This window comes from Mangrovibacillus cuniculi (assembly GCF_015482585.1).
Classification (GTDB): domain Bacteria; phylum Bacillota; class Bacilli; order Bacillales; family R1DC41; genus Mangrovibacillus; species Mangrovibacillus cuniculi.
Map to the genome: position 1 here is coordinate 2,187,214 of NZ_CP049742.1, position 25,446 is coordinate 2,212,659.

The window sequence follows — 25,446 nt, forward strand, 5'->3', positions numbered from 1 at the left end:
TTCTCTTCCTCCTACACTTCGCAAGCATACGTCACGATGGATCCACGTATACGCTGAGCTTCTTTATAGGTGCAACGATTGTGCACTACTTCTAATCCTGCATCACGTGCAATGGATGCGGCTTCTGGTGAAATAACGCCTTCTTGTAACCAGAAGATACGAGGCTGTACTTCCACTGCTTCTTTCGCAATTTCAATCGCTGCTTCTGGGCTTCGGAATACTTGCACGATGTCTACTTCCACTGGGATGGAACGTAAATCTGGATAAGCTGTTTCCCCTAGCACTTCCGTTTCTCTTGGGTTAACAGGAATGACTTTATAGCCTAATCGCTGCATCTTTCTTGCTAAGCGGTAGCTTGGGCGAGCAGGGTTACTTGATAGTCCTACAATTGCTAATGTCTTCGGCGTTTGCACTGTGTTCCCTTGAACCGTTTCTGTTTTAAATGGAGATTGAAGCGCCCACTTGATTACTCCTTCATCGTTTACTGTGATAGCAGAAGATGGTTCGGAGTGGACAGACTTTCCTGTAGCAAGTGCAATCGCACGATCTAAGTCATGCAGCAAATCCTTTGTTGATTCTAATCCGATGGAAAGTCTGATTAGTTCCTCTGTTACGCCAGATTTCTTTAAATCTTCTGCGGATAACTGTTGGTGAGTTGTCGATGCTGGATGGATAATTAGTGACTTCGCATCTCCAACGTTTGCTACATGCGACCAAAGGGAAACAGCATCAATGGCTTTCTTACCGGCATCTCTTCCCCCTTCAATTCCGAAAACGACGATAGATCCTGCTCCTTTTGGAAGGTATTTTTTCGCCAACTCGTAGGATGGATGGGTTGGAAGACCAGGATACGTCACCCATTCCACTCCAGGGTGGTTATCTAAGTATTGTGCAATTTCGATGGCATTTTGATTATGCCTCTCCACTCGTAAGTGCAGTGTCTCTAATCCTTGCAGAAGTAAAAACGCATTTTGCGGACTCAAGCATGCTCCAAAGTCTCGTAGAAGTTGCACTCGTAACTTTGTCGCAAAAGCTAACGTTCCAAAATCTACTGCGTAACGGATTCCATTGTAACTTGCATCAGCCTGAGTGAAAGTAGGGAATTTTTCACTATTCCAATTAAAGCGACCTCCATCTACCACAACTCCTCCAATTGCAGTCCCATGTCCGCCAATCCACTTCGTTGCGGAATGAACGACAATGTCTGCACCAAATTTCAATGGTTGGCAGTTAAACGGTGTCGCGAACGTGTTGTCGATAATAAGCGGTAGCCCGTTTTCATGTGCAGCTTCTGCAACAGCTTCGATATCGAGTACGTGAAGACTTGGATTACCAATCGTTTCTGCAAAAAATGCTTTTGTATTCGGGTGAACGGCTGCGCGGAATGCGTTCGGATCTTTCGGATCAACAAACGATACGTCGATTCCGTAACGAGGTAAGGTGATGGCGAACAAATTGTACGTTCCACCGTAAAGGTTAGATGCGGCAACGATATGATCACCAGCCGATGCAACGTTTAAGATTGCTAGCGTAATTGCTGCCATTCCTGAAGAAGTTGCGACAGATGCAACACCGTCTTCTAGGAGTGCAATTCGCTTCTCAAACACGTCGACCGTAGGATTTCCGATGCGGCTATAAATGTTACCTGGCTCATCTAGAGAGAATAAGCTTTGCGCATGGTCGGTGTCGGCAAATACGTAAGACGTTGTTTGATAAATTGGTACCGCGCGAGATCCAGTCGTTGGATCTGGAGATTGACCTCCGTGTAATAAAAGCGTTTCTGCATCATATTGTTGAAATTCGTGTTTACTCATTGTATTATTCCTCCTAATTTGATGTTTTTTGTCGGTTTAAAGTGTAAAAGTGTAACGGTGTAGTCATGGTTGGGGCGGTTGGTAGCTTGCTATGATTTTTGATTGCTTAGGATCTTTCATGGTGGATTTCGTTGTTGGTGGTTCTCAGTTTTGTGTTCTTCTTGCTTTGACGACCGTCTTCGCTCTCTGGCGGTTCTCACTTTTGCTTTCCTCTCGTTTTGACGACCGTCTTCGCTCTCTGACGGTTCTCAACTTTGCTTTTCTCTCGATTTGACGACCGTCTGCGTTCGCTGGCGGTTCTCAACTCTGCTTTCTTCTCGCTTTGACGACCGTCTTCTCTCTTTGGCGGTTCTCACTTTTGCTTTCCTCTCACCTTGACGACCGTTTTCGCATAGTAAAGCAACTTTATCAATGGTCTAAACAAACTTTCATCTCTTTGAGCACTCGTTATTCCATTAACGTGTGCTCTGCTCCTCTCTTCGGACTTCTTGAGCACCCGTTATTCCATTAACGTGTGCTCTGCTCCTCTCTTCTGACTCCTTGAGCACTCGTTATTCTGTTAACGTGTGCTCTGCTCCTCTCTTCGGACTCCTTGAGCACCCGTTATTCTGTTAACGTGTGCTCTACTTCTCGCTTCGGACTTCTTGAGCACTCGTTATTCTGTTAACGTGTGCTCTGCTCCTCTCTCCGGACTCCTTGAGCACCCGTTATTCTGTTAACGTGTGCTCTACTTCTCGCTTCGGACTCCTTGAGCACCCGTTATTCTGTTAACGTGTGCTCTGCTCCTCTCTTCGGACTCCTTGAGCACTCGTTATTTGTTTAACGTGTGCTCTGCTCCTCTCTTCGACCATCTTGATCACTCTTTACCATGTTGAAAACCTAAAGTTGGGGGAATCTTGCTGAAGTACTTGTAAAATACAAGCAAAAGCGCCCCCTTCATAAGAAGAGGGCGCTGAGTATATACAGTCCTCCCCTTATCTTTCAAACGATCGCTCGTTTGTAGGATTTAGCACCATCTTTTGTCCGTTGACTAAAGTGGTTGCCGGGCTTCATCGGGCCTATTCCCTCCGCCGCTCTTGATAAGAGTACATATTATTAAGTTAAGAAGTTACCAAACAATTATTCTTGTTTGCGATAGTGTGATTGTAAAACGGATTACAAGTAAAAGTCAATAACTTTTTGAAAATTTATTTAATTCCTTTCATTCACACTCGTTTGAATAGCTTTCTCGAATTGCTTGATAATGTCATCTATATGTTCGATTCCGACAGATATTCGGATAACATGCGAGTTGATACCTAATCGCGCTTGATCTTCCTCAGACAATGCTCTGTGTGAAGTAGCAATTGGATAAGAAACCGTTGTCTCCACTCCCGCGAGTGACGGCACGATCGTAATCCAACCTAGCGATGCAAAAAAGTTTCGAACATCCACTTGTTCGGAGAGTTCAATGGTCACCATAGCCCCGTCCCCTTTAGGAAGCACGTGGTTTGGATAATATACTTTATGAACGACCGCATTTTTTGCTAGTGCATCTGCCAAAGATCGTGCATTTTTTGTTTGTTTTTCCATACGAAGTGCTAACGTTTTTAGTCCTCTTACGGTTAACCATGATTCAAATGGACTAACGTTCGCACCCAATGACACCACTCGAATTCTGGCTTCTGCAATAAGGTCTGCACGCCCAACAACTACTCCAATGGACACGTCACTATGACCACCGATATATTTTGTGCCGCTATGTGCGACTAAATCTACACCGAATTCTACAGGCTTTACTAAATATGGAGTAGCAAATGTATTATCAATCATGGATACTAAATTAAATTCTTTCGCAATACGCACCATTTGTTCAATATTTTCCACACGTAAAAATGGGTTTGTAATGGATTCTGAATAAATCATTTTTGTGTTACTTCTCATCATCGCTCGGATTGAGTGTTCGTTTGTGAAATCAGCATAGGAAACTTCGATGCCAAAGCGAGATAATTCACCTGTTAAAAGTTGCACCGTGCCACCATACAAATCTTCTGATGCCACCAGATGATCACCTGATTTTAGTACAGACAACATTCCTGCTAAAATTGCAGAAATGCCAGAAGATGTAGCAACTCCACTTTCTGCATCCTCTAGCTCAGCTACTGCTGTCGCGAGTTCATCAGAATTTGGATTCCCCATTCTCGTGTATAGATAATTGGATTTCCCTTCATAGAAACCTTCTAATTCATCAAGATCAGAAAAGCGAAAGACAGACGTTTGATAGATTGGTGTTGATTTACTCACATTCACATCTTCTTGTCGAAAAGACGTGTGTGCTACGGATGTTTCGAAGTTTATAGACGTACGCAAAGTACCTCATCCCTTCCAACAGATTTTATCTTAGTATACTACTAAAGGATTGAAGCGTAAAAGATTATGGTAGACAAATAGAAACGCACACTACCCGAATGTAGTGTGCGTACCGTGTTATTCTTTCTCTTCGATAGTAAACCTACCAATTAATTGATTCAGCTGTTGTACCTCTTTGTTTAAATCATCCGCATAAGATGCAATTTGTTCCATAGATGCATGAGATTGCTGCGTTGTTGCTGTTGCTTCTTCAATTCCTGCAGCAGCTTCTTCACTTACAGCAGCAATATTATCGACTGCTAATGTCATATCTTGAGTAGAATGGTGCATACCGTTCATGCTGTTAGCTAGCTCCGTTACTTTTTCGGCCATTTGCTCAATTCGAGTTTCAATTGTACTAAACGTAGTGCCAGTTTCCTCTACCGCTTGTTTACCAGAAGAAACTAATTCATATCCCTCAGAAAGAGTTGTCACCATATTTTTGGTTTCGTGCTGTACTTCTGAAATAATACCAGTGATATCTTTAACGGAGAAGGAAACTTGTTCTGCCAACTTACGAACTTCTTCTGCAACGACCGCAAATCCTTTTCCATGTTCACCAGCACGCGCTGCTTCAATTGCAGCGTTAAGCGCTAGTAAGTTGGTTTGCTCCGAAATTGCTTCAATCACTTGTACTAACTGACTGATATTATCAGTTTTTGCATTTAGACCTTTTACGACCGTAATGGCTGTATTCACATTTTCATTAATTTCATTCATCTGCTCAACAGAAGCATCCATTTGTTCAGACCCTTTGCGTACAAGTTGAACTACTTCTCTAGAATTCTCTGCTGTTTGATGACCTTCTTTTACTGACTCTTGTAAAACTTGCGTAAATACCGTCATCATTTCAGCCAGTGTTTGACTGGACGTCGCTTGCTCTTGAGAACCACTAGATAATTGCTCCATTGTAGCAGCAATTTGCTCAGAGCCTTCACGAGATTCAATAGAGTTGTTCGCCACTTGATCACTTCGATTTGCTACAGCAACGGCAATAGCTTTCATATCCTCTACCATACCTCTTAAACTAGTAGTCATGTTATTCAGTGAGTGAACCAATTGACCCACTTCATCTTTTGATTTCACTTTCAAATCTTCTTCTGGAAGAATTCCGTCGGCAACTAATTGAAGTCTTTCTTTTGCTACATTAATAGGATTTGCTATTCTTCTAGAAATCACAGATGCTAAGACAAACGTTAATATAACAACGACAATCACAACGATTGCTGTTTGTGTACCAAGAATGTCACTTCGAGTCATAACCTTGTTACCCGCTTCTAACATTGAAGATTCACGATCTTTGGCATACTCATTTAATTTCGCCATAATTTCTCTTCCAAAAGGTTGGACTTCGTCTTTCATTTTCTGTGCAGCTAATTCTTCATTACCTGTACGTATATTAGCAAAAACATCTTGAACGACCATCGTTTGAAAAGTTCCAATATCTTCAAATAAATCTTTAGCTCGATCAGACTTAGAAATATTTAAAATTATTTTTTGCAAGTTAGCACTTTCAGCTGTTAAATCATTAAAATCTTTAACATAACTATCATCTTGATAAAGTATGTATCCTCGTGCCAAACCCATTTGCTGTGATACCGTAAATCGTAAATTCTCATCAGCGATAAAAATCGGTAACTCTGTGTTTACCATATCGTTACTATTACTATTAATTGATTGAACAGAGAAGTATGTAAAAACTCCTAAAGCAATTATTAAAACATTGATAATAGCAAACGCACCTAATAGTTTCATACGAATACTCTTCATCCTGCACCTCATCCTTTGTTGTAATAAACAAAATACTAATCACTACGTAGTATCGACAAAATAATTAAACTATTTAGCTAGTTCGACATATTTTTTTCTACGAAATGTGTCGAAAAAAGGTTGATCAAACGTTTGATCAACGACGAGTAGTGACCACTTTTGTAACAAAAGAAGCCTCCCCTATCAAAAGATAAGAGAGGCTTTTGTTATTTATAAAGGTACATAGCTTGATGGGTTTACAGAGTTCGACTTCGATCCGTTCCAGTCTCCTTTGTGCACCTCAAAGTGTAAATGTTGTCCAAATGAGCGACCAGTGTTACCCATGTATCCAATTTGTTGACCTTTAGAAACCGTTTGTCCAGAACTTACTTGGCGGCTTGAAAGGTGGGCATATACAGTTGTAAACACTTGACCATTAACAGAGTGAGCGATGAAGATAGTGTTTCCATAGCTATTTGAATAGTATGAGCGAATGACTACTCCATCTCCAGCTGAAACGACAGGTACCGAACCTGATTTTGCAATATCCACACCATGGTGGAAATCACCCCAACGCGGACCATAACCAGAAGTTAATGCACCTTCCGCTGGTCTTGTGAAGTTTCCACTTGATACAGGAGGGGCACTAGAGCTTCCGCCTGAGTTAGAAACTGAGTTTGAACTAGAATTAGTGGATTTTTTACGACGTTCTTCCTCCGCACGACGTTGTGCTTCTGCAATTCTAGTCTTCTCTAATTCAATTGCTTTCTTATTTGCAGCAGCTTGTGCACGTGCGATTTCTTGTTCTTCCGATAAACTCAACTTAGCTGCTTCTAAGTTTTGTTGTTCTTGCAAAAGTGTACGTAGTAATCTATTTTTCTCGTCTTCTTGTTTCTTTAACGTAGCCATTTCCGTTTCTAACTCGGCTAAAAGAGTTTCTAAATTCGCAAGTTGCTCTTCCACTTGCACTTGCTTTTCTTGAAGAGATTTTTGATCCGCTTCATGCTCTGTAAGAATTTGTTGATCAGCACTCATCAAAGTAGAGACTGCAGACATACGAGAGATTAAATCACCAAAGCTTTTCGATCCAAAAATTACGTCTAGATAGTTAACGGAACCACCAGACTTCTGAAGAGAGCGTACACGTTCTTTTAGCAACTCGTTACGCTCTGCAATACGAATTTTCAGAGCTTCAATCTCTTTATTTAACTTCTCGATTTCCGCACGAGTCTTTTCAATTTGCTCGCGTTTTTCTCTTATCTTTTGATCGGTATCACCGATTGCTAAATCCAAGCGCTTTAATTCCGCTTCTGCTTCCGCCTGATTTTTTTCGTTCTCTTTCAGCTCAGACTCTTTTTTATTGATATCACTTTCAATTCCTTGACGCTTTTGATCTAACTTTTTTTGTTGCTTCTCTAGTTCGGACAAGGAATTTGCTTGTACAACATTGTTTGCACAAACAGCTGAACTAATAACTAGTGTTGCAGCTAGAATTGCTGATAACCATTGTTTCCGCTTCATTTCTTTGCTCCTTCCCTTTATGTACCCCTCGTAAAATCTTACACTCGTAAAAACTTACGGATGGACATCGTACTTCCCCATACACCAATCAGACCACCCATTAGGAATAATAAGGTACTCACTTGGACAGCTACAGGTGTAACCTCTAATATTTTAATAAAGTTACCTTGTAATTTTGGCGAAACTAAACCATAAACATATTGGTATCCTACTGATACAGCCAATACAGGAACAATTGCTCCTATCACTCCTAGTAAAAAACCTTCAATGACAAATGGCCAGCGAATGAACCAGTTCGTCGCTCCTACTAATTTCATAATCTCAATTTCTCTTCGTCGAGCGAAAATTGTAATCTTAATAGTGTTTGAGATTAGGAAAGCAGCAGTAAATAATAACCCGACAATCAATGCTAGTCCGACATTTCGACTAACTTCTAAGAAATTAAATAAAGGTTCAACAGCTGTTTTTCCATACTCTGTGCTCGAGATTCCTTCTATACGTTCAATCTGTACTGCTAATCTTCCAGTATCTTTTGGACTAGCTGCCTTTACAATAAAGGTATCGTACAGTGGATTTGTTTGTTCAAAAAGTGCATATTGCTGACCTAAATCTTGAATTAAGTTATCTAATTCTTCATCTTTAGATGAAAATTCGACGGAATCAGCTAAGGATAGAGAACTAATTTGATTTAGTAGTTTCTCTTGTCCTTCTTTCTCAACCGTCAAGTCGATATATGCCTTGATCTCCACATCGTTTTCCAGATCATCAGCAACTTTCGCCATGTTCATCATTAGAACAAAAAACACGCCCACAAGAAGTAGCGTAATCATTACTGCGGAAACGGATGCAAATGTCATCCAACCATTACGAGCTAAACTCTTAAAACTTTCTCTGATATGTCTTCCAACCGTTCTAATTTTCATAACCGTACTCCCCTCGCTGTTCATCGCGGACAATACGACCATGTTCAATTGCTATTACTCGGTGTTTAATCGTGTTCACAATCTCTCTATTATGCGTTGCCATGATGACAGTTGTCCCACGAGTATTAATTTCTTCTAAGATGTTCATGATTTCCCATGATGTCTCAGGATCAAGGTTTCCTGTAGGCTCATCTGCTATTAAAACTTTTGGTGTATTTACAATTGATCTAGCAATAGATACACGTTGTTGTTCTCCACCAGACAATTCATCCGGGAACATACGAGCTTTATGCTTTAATCCAACTAAATCGAGCGTTTCCATTACTTTTCTTTGAATAGTACTTGGGCTTTCTTCTATTACTTCTAAAGCAAATGCAACGTTTTCATAAACTGTTAATCTAGTAAGTAATTTAAAATCTTGGAATACTACGCCTAGTTGTCTTCTTAAATAAGGGATTCGATTATTTTTTAATTTGCTTAAATTCATTCCAGAAACCATAATCGTTCCTTGTGTAGGTCTCTCGGCACGATACATCATTTTAATAAAAGTGGACTTCCCTGCACCACTCGGCCCTACTACATACACAAACTCTCCCTGTTTAATCGTAACGTTAATTCCACTTGCTGCCGTTACGCCATTGGAGTACTTTTTGTGTACATCCTGCATTTCGATCATATCATCACCTATTTACTTTGTATTTCCCCTTGGATGTTCGTTTCACTGTTGAAAACGTATCAACTAACTTTCAAATGGAAAGACTTTGCGCGGCCTTGTCCATTTACACTGTATGTAATCTTGTCTAAAGATGTCCTTTAAAGTCTAAAAAAACTGACATCTTGTCACAAAGCTATACTAATCTCGACACGATACGCCAAAAAAACTGCATTACAGCCATTATAACACTCGAAAGGTGGAAGGTGTATTACATTTATGTTAAGTGGAGGTTTCGAAAGATGAATTTTTGGGTATATTGGAGGTTTTTGTTAATAGATATATATGGTAAAAGCAAGTCTAAACAAGTGATTATCTCGTGAGTGCTGCTACTTTTTACCTAAGAGAAATCCCGGTTTACTTAGTCCACACCACTATCCTCTCTTTAGCTGCTACTGTTCAAGTAATAAAAAACCCGAGAAATGATAGCATTTCTCGAGCACATTTTACTTCATCTCACTCAACCATTGAGCTACTTTATCCGCATCTTCACCTTGCAAGATCTTCGGAGGCATTCCACCTTGTCCATTTTCGATAACAGATACTATTTCTTCTTTCGTTAATTGCTCTCCAATGCGATCTAGTGCTGGACCAAATCCACCTTGAAGATCTCCACCATGACAATTCGCACACTTTCTAGCGTAAAGTGTATCAGCCGTTTGGCCATCTTGTGTAGAAGCTTCGTTATTACTTTGACCACCACTACCACACGCAGCTAAAAATACTGTTGCAAAACTAGCAAACATGAACGTTTTTATATATTTTCTCATTAAATGACCTCCTCTCTTTTCTTCATTTATTATATAGTAGTATCCCAAAATTAGTCTCTCTTAAACCCTTCACCAAGCACTTCTGATGCGTCCGTCACAACAATGAATGCCTCTGAGTCAATGTTCTTCACTAATTGTTTCAACTTCGTGAACTCTGTTTGATCAACCACACACATGAGGATTGGACGAGCGTCATCTGTATATCCACCATATGCTTGGAGTTTCGTCACTCCTCGGTCAATCTTATTTAAAATCCCATCGCGAACTTCTTCTTGTTTTCTAGTAATAATTAACGTCATTTTGGAACGACCAAAGCCAACTTGCACTAAATCAATTGTTTTACTCGTCACGTATAATCCAATAAGTGCGTAAAGTCCTGCTTCAATTTCGAAAACTATCGCAGCTGACAAAACAATTAATCCATCGATTAGTGCGACGCATGCACCAAGTGTGAGACCAGTGTATTTCGCAATAATCTGCGCTGCTAAATCTGTTCCACCTGTGGATGCCTTTCCTCTAAATACGGTGCCAAGACCTAGACCAACACCAATACCACCGAAAAGTGCTCCAAGTAGCGGCTCTAATGTCCATGGCTCCCAATCTCTAGTTAAGAATACTACTAATGGAAGAAACACTGTTCCAATAGCAGTTTTTAAACCAAATTGCCAGCCTAAAAAGATAATTCCAGCAACGAAAAGCGGAATGTTAAACGCCCACTGGACGTACGCTGGTTCCCAACCGAATACCGAGTCTAAAATGGTACTAATACCACTCACTCCACCGGAAGCTACTTTGTTAGGTAAAAGGAAAACGTTAAACGAGATGGCCACAATTGCGGCACCGAGAATGATATATACATAATCTTTCATTTTTTGATAAAGAGGATGCTTAAGTTGAACACTTTTTCGCCGATTCATATGTAGGACTCCTTTACTAAAACGTGTAATCCGTTTGCGAGTATAGCATGTGGACTGACCGCTGTAAATGACAGCCAAATAGCGTGGTAAAGCGTTAAATGAGTGATTTTTTTAGTATTGCCAGGATTGTGGGATTAGATAAGGAGTGTCTTTTTTTCGATTACCTCATAGAAATGGTCTGACGAAAATTCAAAGTGACTGCAGAGGGGTTTCCGCTGCAGGGGGGACGCTTTCCATTTCGAAAAGCGGAAGGCGCGCGTTCAGCCGTGGCAGAAAAGTTCAGAAGACCGAGTAGGCAGCTCTTCGGCCAACGGAGGGCTTTTGGACTTTTCCGAGCGGTTGCGCAACTGGAGCTAGACACCATACCTTTTCCGTAGGAGTCGCCCCCCCTTCCGCTCCAACACCTTAATAATCAAAAGCTGTGACGCAATAATTCTGCAATACTAGAAATATCATGATGTATTATCTATTCATTACACAAAAAAACAAGTGCTCTCCTTGAAGAATGCACTTGTTACTCTTTTATTTTGTGCTCAAGACTCGTTTCTAGACATCTTGACCACATTTTATTCAGTTATCGTGTGTTCTAGATTCACTTTCGGACATCTTGACCACACGTTAACCATTTAACGAGTGCTCCAGACTCACTTTCGGACATCTTGACCACACGTTATTCATTTATCGTGTGCTCTAGACTCACTTCTAGACACCCAGACCACACGTTATTCATTTATCGTGTGCTCTAGACTCACCTCTAGACACCCAGACCACACGTTATTTATTTATCGTGTGCTCTAGAGCCGCAACAACCATTCTTGAGCACACAATAATTCTGTATCGTGCGCTCAACTTCTACTGACTCATTAGTAAAACACCTTTTATTGAATTCTAGAACGAAGATATCCGTTGATAAACGCATCCAGCTCGCCATCCATCACTGCTTGCACGTTTCCACTTTCCACGCTTGTACGATGGTCTTTTACCATGCTGTATGGGTGGAATACGTAGGAACGGATTTGAGAACCCCATCCGATTTCTTTTTGCTCACCACGGATTTCTAATAGTTTCGCTTCTTGCTCTTCAATTTGCTTTTGTACTAATTTCGCACGAAGCATTTTCATCGCTTGCTCACGGTTTTTAATCTGTGAACGTTCTGTCTGACACGATACTACGACTCCCGTAGGTAGATGGGTAATACGAACAGCGGAGTCCGTCGTATTGATATGCTGTCCACCCGCTCCACTTGCACGATACGTATCGACTTTTAAATCTTCTGTACGAATTTCAATCTCGTTTGAATTATCATCTAGCTCCGGCATGATTTCACATGATACGAATGATGTGTGACGACGGCCAGACGAGTCAAATGGAGAAATACGAACTAGACGATGTACGCCTTTTTCCGCTTTCAAATAACCATACGCATTATGACCTTTAATCGAAAGCGTAACACTCTTAATTCCAGCTTCATCACCAGGTAAATAATCCAACGTAGTTACTTTGAAACCTTTTTTCTCTGCCCAACGAGTGTACATACGAAGTAACATGGAACCCCAGTCTTGAGACTCAGTACCACCAGCACCTGGGTGTAACTCAAGGATGGCATTGTTTTTATCATAAGGTTCACTTAAAAGTAGTTGAAGCTCGTACTTAGCCATACGTTCTAAAAGTTCTTGCAACTCCGGCACTAACTCTTGCGCTAGATCCTCATCGCCTTCTTCTTTTACTAGCTCATATGTTAACTCTAAGTTTTCATGAGCTTCTACCATTTCAGTGAACTCATTCACGATTTCTTTTAAACCGTTTGCTTCATTAATAACTGCTTGTGCAGCTTGTTGGTCGTTCCAAAAGTCCGGGTGAAGCATTTCATCGTCTAATTGAGCGATGCGCGCTTCTTTCTCTTCTAAGTCAAAGAGACCCCCTGAAGTCCGCTAATTTCTTAGCTGTATTTTCTATCTGTAAACGAATTTCGGATAATTCCATAGTAGTTCCGGTGTGGACATGCGTCCAGACACCGTACACCTCCCTGTCGATTTCAAATTCTAATTATCTATTATACCTAAGTTTATGCTCAAAAGAAAAGGCCGCGAGTAAATCGCGTACCTTTTGTTACATGAACAGTAACAACTATTTAATCTAGGACAAAAAACTTAGTGACTGCAGAGGGATTTCCGCTACAGGGGGATGCTTTCCACGGGGCGGGCTGCTGAGCCTCCTCGTCGCGATAGTTCGCGCTCCTGTGGGGTCTCAGTAACCCACCTTTCCCGTAGGAGTCACCCCCTTCCGCTCCAATCCCTAACTATTATTGGAGAAGTAGCAGTATCTCTGCAAACCAAGAGGTTCATCCTAACACTACCTTTATTACTTTAGACCTGAATTTAACTGAGTAGCCTTACCACAATAATGTCTAGCTCCAGGTGCGCAGATGCTAGGAAAACTTGGATGGCCCTGTGGTGGCTGATCGCGCGCCTACCGCTTTTGTTACGTGAACGGTAACAACTCAAGAAGGACGACGTGATGTCGTCCGTTCTTAACTGAGTATCCTCACTACAACGGTGTCTAGCTCCAGGTGCGCAACCGCTCGAGAAACTCCGAAAGCCCTCCAGTGGCTGGAGTACTGCCTCCTCGGTCTTCCGGAGTTTCCTGCCGCGGCTGAACGCGCGCCTTACGCCTTTCTTCATGTCTAGCTCCAGGTGCGCAACCGCTCGGGAAAGTCTGAAAGCCCTCCGTTGGCTGAAGAGCTGCCTACTCGGTCTTCCAAACTTTCCTGCCGCGGCTGGACGCGCGCCTTCCGCTTTTCTTACAACCCACAATCACAATTCTTATACTTCTTCCCAGATCCACATGGGCATGGCTCGTTACGGCCGATTTCCATTCCGTTTCTCACTGGTTTTTTCTTTGGTGCCTTCGCTTCGTCTCCCTCTTTTGGGTGAACCGCTTGGCCTTTTGCCACCTCTTGGCGTTGAAGGTTGTTACGGATTTCTGCTTTTAACACGTATTTCGTCGCATCGTCTTCGATGGATGAAATCATGTTTTCAAACATGCCGAAGCCTTCGTTTTGATACTCACGAAGAGGATCATTTTGACCGTATGCACGTAGGTGGATACCTTGTCGTAATTGATCCATTGCATCGATGTGGTCAATCCATTTTGTATCTACTGCGCGAAGAAGGACAACCTTTTCGAACTCACGCATTTGCTCTTCCGTTAGCTCTTCTTCTTTTTGGTCATAATGAGCAGTTACTTTTTCCAGTAAAAGTTGTGTGATCTCTTCTGAATCTTTTCCACGTAGATCTTCTGCTTTTACTGTACCTTCAGGAAGTAAATTAGCATGTGCATAATCCACAATTCCTTGTAGGTTCCATTTTTCCTCTTCTTGCGTTGCAGGAGTAAATGCAGCTACATGGCGCTCCACGCTTGATGTAATCATCTTCATCACGATTTCGCGTAAGTTGTCGGAATCCAACACTTCGTTACGTTGCGTGTAGACAATTTCACGTTGCTGACGAAGAACATCATCATATTGTAATAGACGTTTACGAGCATCGAAGTTGTTACCTTCCACTCGTTTTTGCGCTGATTCCACAGCACGCGTAACCATTTTCGATTGAATTGGTTGCGAATCATCCATTCCAAGACGTGACATCATTGCCTTCATGTTGTCTGATCCGAAACGACGCATCAATTCATCTTCCATGGAAAGATAGAATTGCGTAACACCAGGATCTCCTTGACGTCCAGAACGTCCACGCAGCTGATTATCAATACGGCGGGATTCATGACGCTCTGTACCAATTACCGCTAGTCCACCGATTTCACGAACACCTTCGCCAAGCTTAATATCCGTACCACGACCAGCCATGTTTGTCGCGATGGTAACCGCTCCTCTTTGACCTGCATCTAGGATAATTTCTGCTTCACGCTCATGGTTTTTCGCATTTAATACATTATGTCGAACGCCTTTTTTTGTTAAATACTTAGAAATTAACTCAGACGTTTCAATCGCTACTGTACCAACCAACACTGGTTGACCATTCTTATGACGCTCAATGATATCTTCCGCTACCGCTTTAAACTTACCATCCATAGAAGCGTAAATTAAATCTGGACGGTCATCACGAGCGATTGGCTTGTTCGTCGGAATTGCAATAACACGCATGTTGTAAATATTGCGGAATTCCTCTTCTTCCGTTTTCGCCGTACCTGTCATACCAGATAATTTTTCATACATACGGAAGTAGTTCTGGAACGTAATTGTCGCCATTGTCATGGACTCGTTTTGAATTTCTACGCCTTCTTTTGCTTCGATTGATTGGTGTAAACCATCGCTATAACGACGACCTTTCATCAAACGACCAGTAAATTGGTCAACGATCACAATCTCGCCATCTTGTACTACATAATCCACATCACGTTGCATCGTTACATGTGCTTTTAACGCTTGAATAATATGGTGGTTTAACGTTACGTGAGAAATATCGAATAGATTATCAATACCAAACGCTTTTTCTACTTTCGTAATACCATCTTCCGTTAACTGCACGCCTTTTGTTTCAACATCATACGTGAAATCTTCCTCACGCTTTAACATACGAACAAAAGCATTTGCTTGAACATATAGTTGCGTAGATTTCGCAGCTTGTCCAGATATGATAAGTGGTGTACGAGCTTCATCGACTAGGATAGAGTCGACCTCATCAATGACGGCATAGTGAAGAGGACGTTGCACCATTTGCTCTTTGTACAGAACCATGTTGTCACGAAGGTAGTCGAAACCGAATTCGTTATTCGTTCCGTACGTAATGTCTTGTGCATATGCTTCACGTTTCTCTTCTTTTGATAAGCTGTTCAAGTTTAAGCCCACAGTAAGACCTAAGAATTCATACAACTTCCCCATCTCTGCAGCATCACGGCTTGCTAGGTATTCGTTGACCGTGATAACATGTACACCTTTTCCGCTTACTGCGTTAAGATACACTGGCATCGTAGCCGTTAACGTTTTACCTTCCCCTGTTTTCATCTCCGAAATGTTTCCATCGTGAAGAGAAATACCACCCATCAGCTGAACGTGGTAAGGGTACATTCCAAGTACACGACGAGCCGCTTCACGCACTACCGCGAAAGCTTCCACTAGCATGTCATCAAGGGATTCCCCGTTTTGATAACGCTGTTGAAGTTCTGGTGTCTTGGCTTGTAATTCTTCGTCGGATAAAGCTTCCATCTCTGGACCTAGTGCATCAATCTCATCCGCTAGTTTTTCGAGACGCTTTAGTTCTCGTTTGTTCTGATCAAATACTTTGTTCAATAGTCCTAGCATGATTAAACGCTCCTTTATACTAGCAAGTTGAGTTATCAACTTGTCCTAATTTCCTATACATTCGTGAAAAAGGACTATATTCCCTTTTCTCATTTTATATACGCTTTTATAGTTTACCATTTTTAGTCTTGATTGAACAATTTTCATGATGAGAAAGAGGGATTTTAACGGACCACACATGAAGAAAGGACTGTAGACACTAACTGTCCACAGTCCTTAAACATTATGAAAGTGCAGCCAAAGCTTCTTTAGGATCCAGACGCGTTGTGTAGTCCGGATTCACTGCTGCTTTCTTAATAATTCGATCTTGCCCTATGACAAACGTTGCTGGAACTGGTAGCTCCCATGCATTTTCCGGTACGTTGTATTGGTCAAGGTTTAGATTTAGTTGTTTATATAGATCAATTAAATAATCTGGCATTTTGAAAACAAGGTTGTAGGCATCCATTGCACTCTTGTCTGTATCACTTAACACATCAAACGCTAAGTCATGTTTTTCCTTAATGGATAAAGAGTGATCTGGCGTTTCTGGTGAAATCGCAATGACATTAGCACCTGCAGCTTGAATGGCTGGTAGCTCATCTTGATACGATTTTAACTCCAGGTTGCAGTAAGGGCACCATTCGCCGCGATAAAACGTTACGATTACAGGGCCTTTTTCAAGTTGTTGATATAACGTTACGTTTTCTCCAACTGCGTTAGGCAATGTGAAATCTGGTGCAACTTCTCCTTCTTTCAATCCTTTGGCAACGTCAGATGTTTCTAACTCTTTCGTTGCACGTGCCATGATATCTTGAACTTCCTTTGGAGCACGCCCCTTGAATCCTTCTACCTGCTCTTTTAATTGTTGCGTTAATGTTGTCATATGAATCCCTCCTTGTAAAACATCCTAAAGGAAGAACTCTCAAAATCAAACTATTTTGCTCGGGTAACCTGTGTTTTCATATACTCATAGACATCTAGATCTACGAAGCCTGGCTTTTGCTCTCGCATTTCAAAGTTCTCTGTGTGGTGATAATCTCGCAACGCTTGCTCTGTTGTTTTGGTGTGGTCAAGGTAACCCAGCACTTCCAAGTGTTTATTCAGTTCTTCCCTGAAATCAGTCCACGCTTCTACTCGGTCGGGTGAGCTTGGTGCGAAATAGAGCTGTTGAAGGTCATAAATTCTAATTAGTTCTTCAATAGGTGTGGGATGGTCGTCGACGCGCAAGTCAATATAGCGGTCGTTAAAACCACCGTATCCACCTTTCTCTTTCACTACTAAAATTGCAGCAGATTGTTGGCCCCTAGAGTCACCACCTGCATGTTGCCCGGCAAGTAATGCTTGTAAGAGACGATTCGCTAGAGTACCTTCTGTTTTTTCAAAAGTTGTCGCCATTGCCTCTACGGTATTCTCGTCTACTAAAATATTACCTTGTGCAGCGTAGTGCTCACCTGTTTTCCCACCAGCCCAGTCATAGCAGCCTTCTCCAGTAAACGATGCGGGTCGTCCACTCGCATCGATGACTCCAACTTGTCGAAGTGCACGATCAGGATCTTCTGCTGTCAGTTTTTCGATTACATCTTCCGCTGACAACCCTTGCCCGAAAAGCTCCATCGCTTTCGGACCGTACGTTGTATTTGCATAGGATTGCGTGGCAACTGCGCCGACTCCAGCAATCGCAAACGGAACGACAGAGCCCACTCCTAAAAATTTTGATTGAACTGCAATACCCCATTCTTTCTCCTTTGGATCATACCCAACAATAGAAAATGTCATTTCTCTTTCCTCCTATCGAATAAATAATGCTCCGTACAGAAGTCCCACTAAAATGAACCAACCAGCGTGCCATTTCTTCACGTAAATCCCGTAAATGCCAGCTACTCCTAAGATGATTGTATGAATAATACCTGAATCTACGTAGCTACTTTCAACAAAACGGAAGGTCAAACCTGCCATTAAAACAGCAATTGCTGGTCGGACAGTAGCAGAAAGCGCCTGAACTTTCGGATGATCCTTGTGCTTCATTAAGAATCCTACAAGGAAAATCATCAATAATAACGAAGGCGCGACGGTGGCAAAAATAGCAACAGCTGCACCACCCCAACCAGCTACTTCATAGCCGATTACGCCGGACATTTTGGTCGCGATCGGACCAGGTAACGTATTGGCGATGGCTAACACTTCTCCAAATTCTTTCGTCGTAAGCCACCCATAGCGAGTCACGACTTCCGATTCTATTAGTGGTATAACAGCTGGACCTCCCCCATAACCAATGATGTTGGGGATAAGAAACGCAATAAAAATTTCTAAATAGATCATTCTTTTGCACGCTCCCTTCTTGGTCTAAGGGCAAACAAGATTAGGGAGACAAGTAAGATTGCTGGATGAATAAAAAATAACACTACTGCACTAATAGCAATGAGCGTAAAAGCCATGGTCTTCCCGAGTTTTGCGATGGAACTCTGTAAAAAATCCCACGTCAACACACCCAGCATGACCGCGATAATAGGAACAACACCTTTTGCCATTCCTGCCACCCACGGAACGTGTTGGTACTGCTGAAATGTAGAGAATAATAGAATCATAGCCATAACCGTTGGCACAGATGTGACTAGTAAAGCATTGAGACAGCCAATCCATCCACCAACACGGTAGCCAATATATCCTGCCATTTTCGTTGCAATAGGGCCAGGTAACGTGTTTCCAAGTGCTAAAATATCCGAAAATTCATCTTTCGTAACCCATTCGTATTTGTCGACCACTTCTTGGTGTACGAGTGGAATCGAGGATGGGCCGCCTCCAAAACCTAGAATACCCACTCGAAAAAACGCAGCAGCAAGGTTCCACTGCGTTTTCACAGAAAAGTTCTTTACCATACTGCGACCGCTCCGTCCGCACGACTTTCGGTTCCACCGAACAGCACGCCAGTTTCTGAATCACGAATGATAATTTGCCCGCGACCAAATGGACCGCCATCTGTCGTAATTCTCACTTGGTGCCCAAGTCGTTCTAGACCTTGTGCAATATGTGTAGGTACATGCGGTTCTAACCACACCGTCTTATTTTCAATCCATTGCCAACGCGGTGCATCCAGTGCCGCTTGTGGATGCAGATGAAAATCGATCATGTTCATCGCTACTTGCATGTGACCTTGTGGCTGCATGTAGCCTCCCATGACACCAAACGGGCCAACAGGTGTGTTATCTTTCGTTATAAATCCAGGAATAATCGTATGGTACGTACGCTTCCCTGGTTTTAAGGCGTTAACGTCGTTTTCGTCCAATGAGAAATCGTGCCCGCGGTTTTGTAGTGCGATCCCTGTTCCTGGAACCACGACCCCAGAACCGAATCCCATATAGTTGGATTGGATAAAGGAGACCATGTTTCCCTCGCTGTCAGCCGTTGCTAGGTAGACAGTACCCGACTTCGGATAAGGGGAGTCTTTTGGATCTACCGCTTCTTGTTGAACGCCGTTTGCCAAATGAGCTCCCATCTCTTCGCTTAATAGGTTCTCCACTTTCTCTTTCATTTGATCGATATCAGTGATAGTAGCTTTCCCATGAGTCATCGCATGTTTCATCAATTCGATTTGCTGATGATACGTTTGGACCGTTTCTCTTTCGGTAAAGGTTAATTTTTTCGCTCCTTGAAGCGCCATTAAGGCAATCATTCCTTGCCCATTCGGTGGGATTTCCCATACGTCATATCCTTTGTAGTTCACGGATATAGGTGTTACCCAATCAGATTGATGAGCTTTTAGATCTTCTGTTGTCAGGAAGCCGTTGTGTTCTTTTAGGAAGTTTGTCATTTTGTCAGCTAATTCACCATGGTAGAATGCTTCTCCATTAGTTTCTGCGATTAGGCGCAGCGTTTTGGCATGATCTGGTGAACGCCAAATCTCCCCTACTTTCGGTGCTCTACCGTTTGGCGCAAAGACACGGAACCACTCGGCAAACTCCGGACGTTCGTGGAAGCCTCGTTGACGGAAGGCTTTGTATGCTTTTCCCCAATAGTTCGCTAAAGTCGGTGAGAGTGGATAGCCCTCTTCTGCAAGCGTGATGGCAGGCTGAAGTACTTGCGTAAGTGGAAGCTTTCCGTATTTAGCAGACAGTTCTACCCACGCGGATGGTGCACCTGGAACTGTGACGGGAACCGTTCCGAACGTTGGCATCTTTTCGTGACCAAGTGCTTTGACCGCTTCCGTTGTCAGTGATTGCGGCGCGCGGCCGGAAGCATTGAGGCCGACGAGCTTTTCGTTCACCCAAGCGATCGCAAACGCGTCACCGCCAATCCCGTTTGATGTTGGTTCCACAACCGTTAACGCTGCAGCCGTCGCGATCGCAGCATCGATCGCGTTCCCACCAAGCTTTAAAATATCTAATCCAGCTTGCGCAGCAAGTGGTTGCGAGGTCGCAACCATTCCTTTTCGTCCGACTGTCGTTTCTCTTCTAGATATGTAAGGATGTTGATGAAAATCAAATTGAAGCATCTTGCAGTCCCCCTTCGAATCTTTCGGAAATCGAAATAATAAGTCTATTATACGGGGGATTCTGTGAGTTGCCAATGGTTGTTTTCTGAAAAGTTTGTGATTTGGTGATGGGAGGTGTGTATTCGAGGTATCGTGTGCTCTGAGACTGCTTCTCTCCTGCTTGAGCACTCGTTATTCTTTTATCGTGTGCTCTGAAACTACTTCTCTCTCGCTTGAGCACTCGTTATTCTTTTATCGTGTGCTCTGGAACTACTTCTCTCTCGCTTGAGCACTCGTTATTCTTTTATCGTGTGCTCTGGGACTGTTTCTACCTCGCTTGAGCACTCGTTATTCTATTATCGTGTGCTCTGGAACTGCTTCTCTCTCGCTTGAACGCGCAATAAGCAAGCAAATATCACTTCTTAACATTCTATTTCATATGTAGACGGTTCTTTTTTGTATATCCTCCTATTTTTCACAACCGTCTGACTCCGTTGACGGTTCTCAAATCTACTCCCTCTCTCTTTTCATGACCGTCTCACTCTGCTGACGGTTCTTAAGTCTACTCCCTCTCTCTTTTCACAACCGTCTCTCACCTCTGACGGTCCTCAAATCTACTCCCTCTCTCTTTTCACAACCGTCTCTCACCGCTGACGGTCCTCAAATCTACTCTATCTCACTTTTCACGACCGCCCCGCCACGCTGACGGTCTTCAAATCTACTCTATCTCACTTTTCACAACCGCCTCACTCCTCTGACGGTCCTCAAATCTACTCCCTCTCTCTTTTCACAACCGCCTCACTCCGCTGACGGTTCTCAAATCCGCTCCCTCTCACTTTTCACGACCACCTCACTCCGCTGACGGTTCTCAAATCCGCTCCCTCTCACTTTTCACGACCACCTCGCCACGCTGACAGTCCTAAAATCCGCTCTAACCCACTTTTCACAACCACCTCACACCGCAATCAATCCCCCCTCCTCCTTATACAAACAAAAACACACCAGCATCTGCTGGTGTGCCCCTTTATTAATTCGTTTCAATTAATCCATATTTACCGTCACGTCGTTTATAGACGATGTTCGTTAAGTTTGTATCTGCATCTGTGTAGATGAAGAAGTTGTGTCCAAGCATATTCATTTGCAGAATTGCTTCTTCTGCATCCATCGGTTTTAGATGGAATTGCTTGGTACGTACTACTTCGTGCTCTTCTTCCTCTTCTGTGCTGTCGATCACGGCAGTCGCTAAGCTTTCTTGCGCAGCTGCGAAGATTTCGCCAGTACCGCCACGCTCACGCATTTTGCGGTTTACTTTCGTTTTATGTTTTCGGATTTGACGCTCAAGTTTATCAACAATTAAGTCAATGGCAGCGTACATATCTTCGTTGCGCTCTTCTGCACGTAATACCAGGTGTGGCATCGGTATCGTTACCTCAACCTTTGCGTTTCGATCACTGTACACCTTTAAGTTGACATGTGCATTGGCGTCTGGAGTGTCCGTGAAATAACGGTCAATTTTGTCCAACTTTTTCTCCACGTACTCCCGAATTGCTGGAGTTACCTCAATGTTTTCGCCACGGATGTTGTAGTTTAGCATAAGCGAACTCCTCCTTTGAAATAACGCTACACTTACATTATTCTATATTCCCGCTCAAATTCCTGCTTAAACATAAAACTTTTAAAAAATTCTGTGAAATTCGTCGAAACATGTTTAAACAAACGTTTGATCAAATGTTAGTGTCCGCTACACTTGTCTCCTCCATTCCGACCAGTTTCCACCATCTTATGAGTGAAAAGGCCAATAAAGTACGGAAGAAATAGTCGATTCCGCACTAACTTTCACATCGAATCCTGTCGATTCTGCAGCTGGATAAATCCTCGCCGTCATAGACTTCTCTCCCCTATTCGCAAACACTTCAATAGAAGATCGATCCATAAAAATATTTAACGTTAACTTACCATCACGCAGCGGCACATGGCAACGACGAATCCCCCCTGGTCCCACACCAGAATTATAGCGGTTTAACTCCAACTTCTCCGTAATTGCATCATAGCGCAGAATTGTCTTTTCGCCATTTTCCCCAACTCGTAATAACATTTCCGCAATGGCTGTTTTCTTTAAATCAAACTCCACTTGCAACTCGCCAATGTAAGGCTTCAAATCTCCAGTCTGCATCTCTCCACGCAAGGCTTCCAACTCACGAACAGGATAGCTCCTCACCTGATTCTCGGCATCCAGCCAAACCTCGCGAGGAAGCGTCATGGCCCCTGCCCAGTCGTGTTCCTGTTCTGGCATCTGACTTTCCCACATCGCCATCCACGCTATCGTTATCCGGCGTCCGTCTGGCGATAAAGTCGATTGAGGTGCATAATAATCAAAACCGTAATCCATCATTGTAAAGTCATCATGCGTGAAAGTGTGCGACGTGCGATCCCAATCCCCCACTAACGTTCCAGCTTGATGAAGGTTCTTGAAGTAATCCCCTCTAGGCTTCACTCCTTGTGGCGAAAACAATAATACGTCCTTGCCGTCAAGTTCAAAAAGATCCGGGCACTCCCACATAAAACTAAACCCGTCTTCGCCACGAGCTAGCACGCTGACAAATTCCCATTCCAACAAATCTGCTGATTGATACAACAACACTTGGCCTTGTTGATCATTTGTGCGTGAGCCTAACACGCAGTAATATGTATTTCCCTCTTGCCACACTTTCGGATCACGGAAATGGTACGGGTGAATATCCAGTCCAGCTGGAACCTCAGAAATAACAGGATTCCCTTCATATTTTTCAAAATGAATGCCATCTTCGCTGACCGCTATACACTGCACTTGCTTTAAATCTTTATCATGATCAGGACCAGTCCACACATTACCTGTGTACATCAAATAAAGCATGCCATCTTTTTCAATAGCACTGCCCGAAAAACAACCATCCACGTCATACGCTTCGCTCGGTGCAAGAGCAATCGGCTGCTCTTCCCAGTGCACTAAATCCTTGGACGTCACATGCCCCCAATGCATCGGACCCCACTCTGGAGAATACGGGTGGAATTGATAAAATAGATGATACTTGCCATTGAAGGTGGAAAAGCCGTTTGGGTCGTTCATCCAGTTTGCAGGTGTCGTAATATGGTAGGCTAATTGCCATGGACTTTTTTGTGCGTTGTCACGTTTTGTTTCCACAAATTCAGCAGCCTTTTCTATCGCTTTCTGATGTTTATTCATTTACTCATCTCTCCTTTTTTCTTCATTATACATAAACTTGTGTACGTACTTAAATGTGTGGAGAGAAACCCAGAAATTATGGATGCTTTACCACTTTTTACTCCATAATTAATTTAATGAGACTTTCACAAACTTATAAGAAATCAATTTTGGTACAAATTAAAGCATAAAAAAAAGCCCAACTCATTAATCAGTGGACTTTAGGAAATATGATGCCTAACATAAGACTTTTCAAAAAAATTCATCACAACAAGCAAAAAATAACTCTTCGGACTGCTGTCACGCTTCTCCATTTTCTGCATATCTGAAACGATTCTCGCAATTTCTTTTATGGATAGACCTTTAATCATCTTTCTTGCAATGATGGCACTCGATTCTTTTATATGTAAAGTTGAGTGAATATCTTTAATATAGCGCTCGACATAGTTGTACATATGATACTCATAGACCTCCACAGAACTTTCCAACTCATTAGTGTTCTCCCAAAGTCTTTTAGTTGCACGAACTAGGTACTCTAATTTTTCTAACAACTCAGGAATTTCATACGAGTTGGTATTACTAGATAAAATCCCAGAAATAATATCCATCTCTTTCGTTAAAGTCTCCAAATTTCGACAATTATCTATTCGTTCCTTGAATAGTCTAGTTAACATTTTGTCCCTCCTAAACTTGTTTACCTATGTACTATAATACCATCGAACTAGGTATTTTGTCATAATTTGTCGAAAAAGAAAGATTCTACTTTTCTAAATTTTTTCACAATAAGTGGACAATTATTGAAATAAAACATATGTAACCGTCGTCATTGCTCTAAAGCTTATAAATAGACATTATATTACTTTTGCTACAATAACATTCCCCCTTCAAAATTTAGACAAAAATAGAGACGAAACCGAAGTCTCGTCTCTATTTTTTCTTATCGTAAAACATCCCGTCAAACTGAACATTTCGATAGGGATCGGCGTATTTCGTAATGGATGTCTTCTTTTTGGAAAAGCCGTTGATATCGCGTTGAATGGATAACTTCCACTCACTCAAATTCGTATCAATCGACTGGTTCATCTTTACGATCTTCTGGCCAATTTCTTTTTCTTCCGCAGTAAAAGGCGGTTGTAAAGAAGGAAGTAACTCTTGTCGTAAAGTCAAAAGACGATTCACTTCCTCGATCGTTTCCGTTCTTTCCTTATCTCCCTGTTGACCGTTCAACGTCACTAGCAATTTCTCCGTAACGTCCAAGCAGGACTGAATCTCCAAGCGAACCATTACGCCTGACCACCAGTATGCTGCTTTTGGCGATTCATTTGGATGACTTGCTTCCAAGTATCACGGAACTCTACCAAATAGCCTTCTACCTCTTCTAAAATAGCAATATCCGACTTAATATTTGCCTCTATTAAACGACGGTTCATATATTCATATAACGCCATCATATTTTTGGAAACTTCTAGATCCATGTTCAATGTCACCATCAACTCGTTCACGATGTTTTGCGTTTTCTGGATGTTCGTATTCTTTACTTCCACGTTTCCCTCTTGAATTGCTTTCTTCGCGATTGCAATAAACTTCAAAGAACCGTTATAAAGCATAAGTGTTAAATCTCCCGGAGACGCAGTGGTTACTGAATTTTGTTGATAGGCTTGAAACGGATTATTGACTGCCATT

At 42.3% G+C, this 25,446-nt stretch carries 20 protein-coding genes and 1 riboswitch; all 20 genes read right to left on the reverse strand.

Translation table 11 applies throughout. The annotated features are described in order from the left end of the window. Positions 1 to 11: 11 nt before the first annotated feature. The 20 genes from G8O30_RS11280 to fliS all read right to left on the reverse strand — a co-directional run bounded on the left by G8O30_RS11280 (position 12) and on the right by fliS (position 25,445). Positions 12 to 1,814, reverse strand: coding sequence for a PLP-dependent aspartate aminotransferase family protein (locus tag G8O30_RS11280; RefSeq protein WP_239672153.1), 1,803 nt, complete (start codon positions 1,812 to 1,814; stop codon positions 12 to 14). A gap of 971 nt (positions 1,815 to 2,785) precedes the next feature. Then, positions 2,786 to 2,900: riboswitch (SAM riboswitch) on the reverse strand. 105 nt (positions 2,901 to 3,005) lie between these two features. Beyond that, positions 3,006 to 4,163 carry a trans-sulfuration enzyme family protein gene (locus tag G8O30_RS11285; protein ID WP_239672154.1) on the reverse strand — a complete coding sequence of 386 codons (1,158 nt, stop codon included), beginning with the start codon at positions 4,161 to 4,163 and terminating at the stop codon, positions 3,006 to 3,008. Positions 4,164 to 4,280: 117 nt separating this feature from the next. Further along, positions 4,281 to 5,972 (reverse strand): methyl-accepting chemotaxis protein, encoded by a 1,692-nt coding sequence (locus tag G8O30_RS11290; RefSeq protein ID WP_239672155.1) that lies wholly within the window; start codon positions 5,970 to 5,972, stop codon positions 4,281 to 4,283. A 210-nt stretch (positions 5,973 to 6,182) separates the two neighbouring features. After that, on the reverse strand, positions 6,183 to 7,472 hold the full coding sequence (locus G8O30_RS11295) for a murein hydrolase activator EnvC family protein (RefSeq protein WP_239672156.1): 1,290 nt from the start codon (positions 7,470 to 7,472) through the stop codon (positions 6,183 to 6,185). A 38-nt stretch (positions 7,473 to 7,510) separates the two neighbouring features. Next, positions 7,511 to 8,395, reverse strand: coding sequence for a permease-like cell division protein FtsX (gene ftsX, locus G8O30_RS11300; RefSeq protein ID WP_239672157.1), 885 nt, complete (start codon positions 8,393 to 8,395; stop codon positions 7,511 to 7,513). Beyond that, positions 8,385 to 9,071 carry a cell division ATP-binding protein FtsE gene (ftsE, locus tag G8O30_RS11305; RefSeq protein ID WP_239672158.1) on the reverse strand — a complete coding sequence of 229 codons (687 nt, stop codon included), beginning with the start codon at positions 9,069 to 9,071 and terminating at the stop codon, positions 8,385 to 8,387. The genes ftsX and ftsE overlap by 11 nt, the downstream gene beginning before the upstream one ends. 482 nt (positions 9,072 to 9,553) lie before the next feature. Then, positions 9,554 to 9,877, reverse strand: a complete 324-nt coding sequence (gene cccB / locus G8O30_RS11310) for a cytochrome c551 (protein WP_239672159.1) — start codon at positions 9,875 to 9,877, stop codon at positions 9,554 to 9,556. A 50-nt stretch (positions 9,878 to 9,927) separates the two neighbouring features. Continuing rightward, positions 9,928 to 10,746, reverse strand: a complete 819-nt coding sequence (locus G8O30_RS11315) for a YitT family protein (RefSeq protein ID WP_420844621.1) — start codon at positions 10,744 to 10,746, stop codon at positions 9,928 to 9,930. Between the two features lie 926 nt (positions 10,747 to 11,672). Then, positions 11,673 to 12,777, reverse strand: a protein-coding gene (gene prfB / locus G8O30_RS11320) for a peptide chain release factor 2 (protein WP_239672161.1) whose coding sequence is annotated in 2 segments (ribosomal slippage) — positions 11,673 to 12,704 and positions 12,706 to 12,777 — 1,104 coding nt in all. Because the reading frame shifts where the segments join, the coding sequence is not laid out codon by codon here. An 817-nt stretch (positions 12,778 to 13,594) separates the two neighbouring features. Then, positions 13,595 to 16,111, reverse strand: coding sequence for a preprotein translocase subunit SecA (gene secA / locus G8O30_RS11325; protein ID WP_239672162.1), 2,517 nt, complete (start codon positions 16,109 to 16,111; stop codon positions 13,595 to 13,597). A gap of 223 nt (positions 16,112 to 16,334) precedes the next feature. Further along, complete coding sequence (locus G8O30_RS11330; protein ID WP_239672163.1) at positions 16,335 to 16,976, reverse strand: peroxiredoxin-like family protein; 642 nt, start codon at positions 16,974 to 16,976, stop codon at positions 16,335 to 16,337. A gap of 50 nt (positions 16,977 to 17,026) precedes the next feature. Further along, positions 17,027 to 17,869, reverse strand: a complete 843-nt coding sequence (locus G8O30_RS11335; RefSeq protein WP_239672164.1) for a DUF1028 domain-containing protein — start codon at positions 17,867 to 17,869, stop codon at positions 17,027 to 17,029. Positions 17,870 to 17,881: 12 nt separating this feature from the next. Further along, complete coding sequence (locus G8O30_RS11340) at positions 17,882 to 18,412, reverse strand: chromate transporter (RefSeq protein WP_239672165.1); 531 nt, start codon at positions 18,410 to 18,412, stop codon at positions 17,882 to 17,884. Beyond that, on the reverse strand, positions 18,409 to 18,969 hold the full coding sequence (locus tag G8O30_RS11345) for a chromate transporter (RefSeq protein WP_239672166.1): 561 nt from the start codon (positions 18,967 to 18,969) through the stop codon (positions 18,409 to 18,411). The genes G8O30_RS11340 and G8O30_RS11345 overlap by 4 nt, the downstream gene beginning before the upstream one ends. Beyond that, complete coding sequence (locus G8O30_RS11350; RefSeq protein WP_239672167.1) at positions 18,963 to 20,582, reverse strand: gamma-glutamyltransferase family protein; 1,620 nt, start codon at positions 20,580 to 20,582, stop codon at positions 18,963 to 18,965. The genes G8O30_RS11345 and G8O30_RS11350 overlap by 7 nt, the downstream gene beginning before the upstream one ends. 1,006 nt (positions 20,583 to 21,588) lie before the next feature. After that, positions 21,589 to 22,155, reverse strand: coding sequence for a ribosome hibernation-promoting factor, HPF/YfiA family (gene hpf, locus G8O30_RS11355; RefSeq protein WP_239672168.1), 567 nt, complete (start codon positions 22,153 to 22,155; stop codon positions 21,589 to 21,591). Positions 22,156 to 22,341: 186 nt separating this feature from the next. Beyond that, positions 22,342 to 23,784: a glycoside hydrolase family 32 protein gene (locus G8O30_RS11360; RefSeq protein ID WP_239672169.1), complete on the reverse strand. Its 1,443-nt coding sequence runs from the start codon at positions 23,782 to 23,784 to the stop codon at positions 22,342 to 22,344. Between the two features lie 200 nt (positions 23,785 to 23,984). After that, positions 23,985 to 24,437 (reverse strand): hypothetical protein, encoded by a 453-nt coding sequence (locus G8O30_RS11365; RefSeq protein ID WP_239672170.1) that lies wholly within the window; start codon positions 24,435 to 24,437, stop codon positions 23,985 to 23,987. Between the two features lie 253 nt (positions 24,438 to 24,690). Next, a complete protein-coding gene (fliT, locus tag G8O30_RS11370; RefSeq protein ID WP_239672171.1) occupies positions 24,691 to 25,047 on the reverse strand; it encodes a flagellar protein FliT in 357 nt (118 codons plus the stop codon). After that, the gene (fliS, locus tag G8O30_RS11375) at positions 25,047 to 25,445 is read right to left on the reverse strand and encodes a flagellar export chaperone FliS (protein ID WP_239672172.1); all 399 of its coding nucleotides are present in this window, start codon (positions 25,443 to 25,445) and stop codon (positions 25,047 to 25,049) included. The genes fliT and fliS overlap by 1 nt, the downstream gene beginning before the upstream one ends. Between the last annotated feature and the right edge of the window lies 1 nt (position 25,446).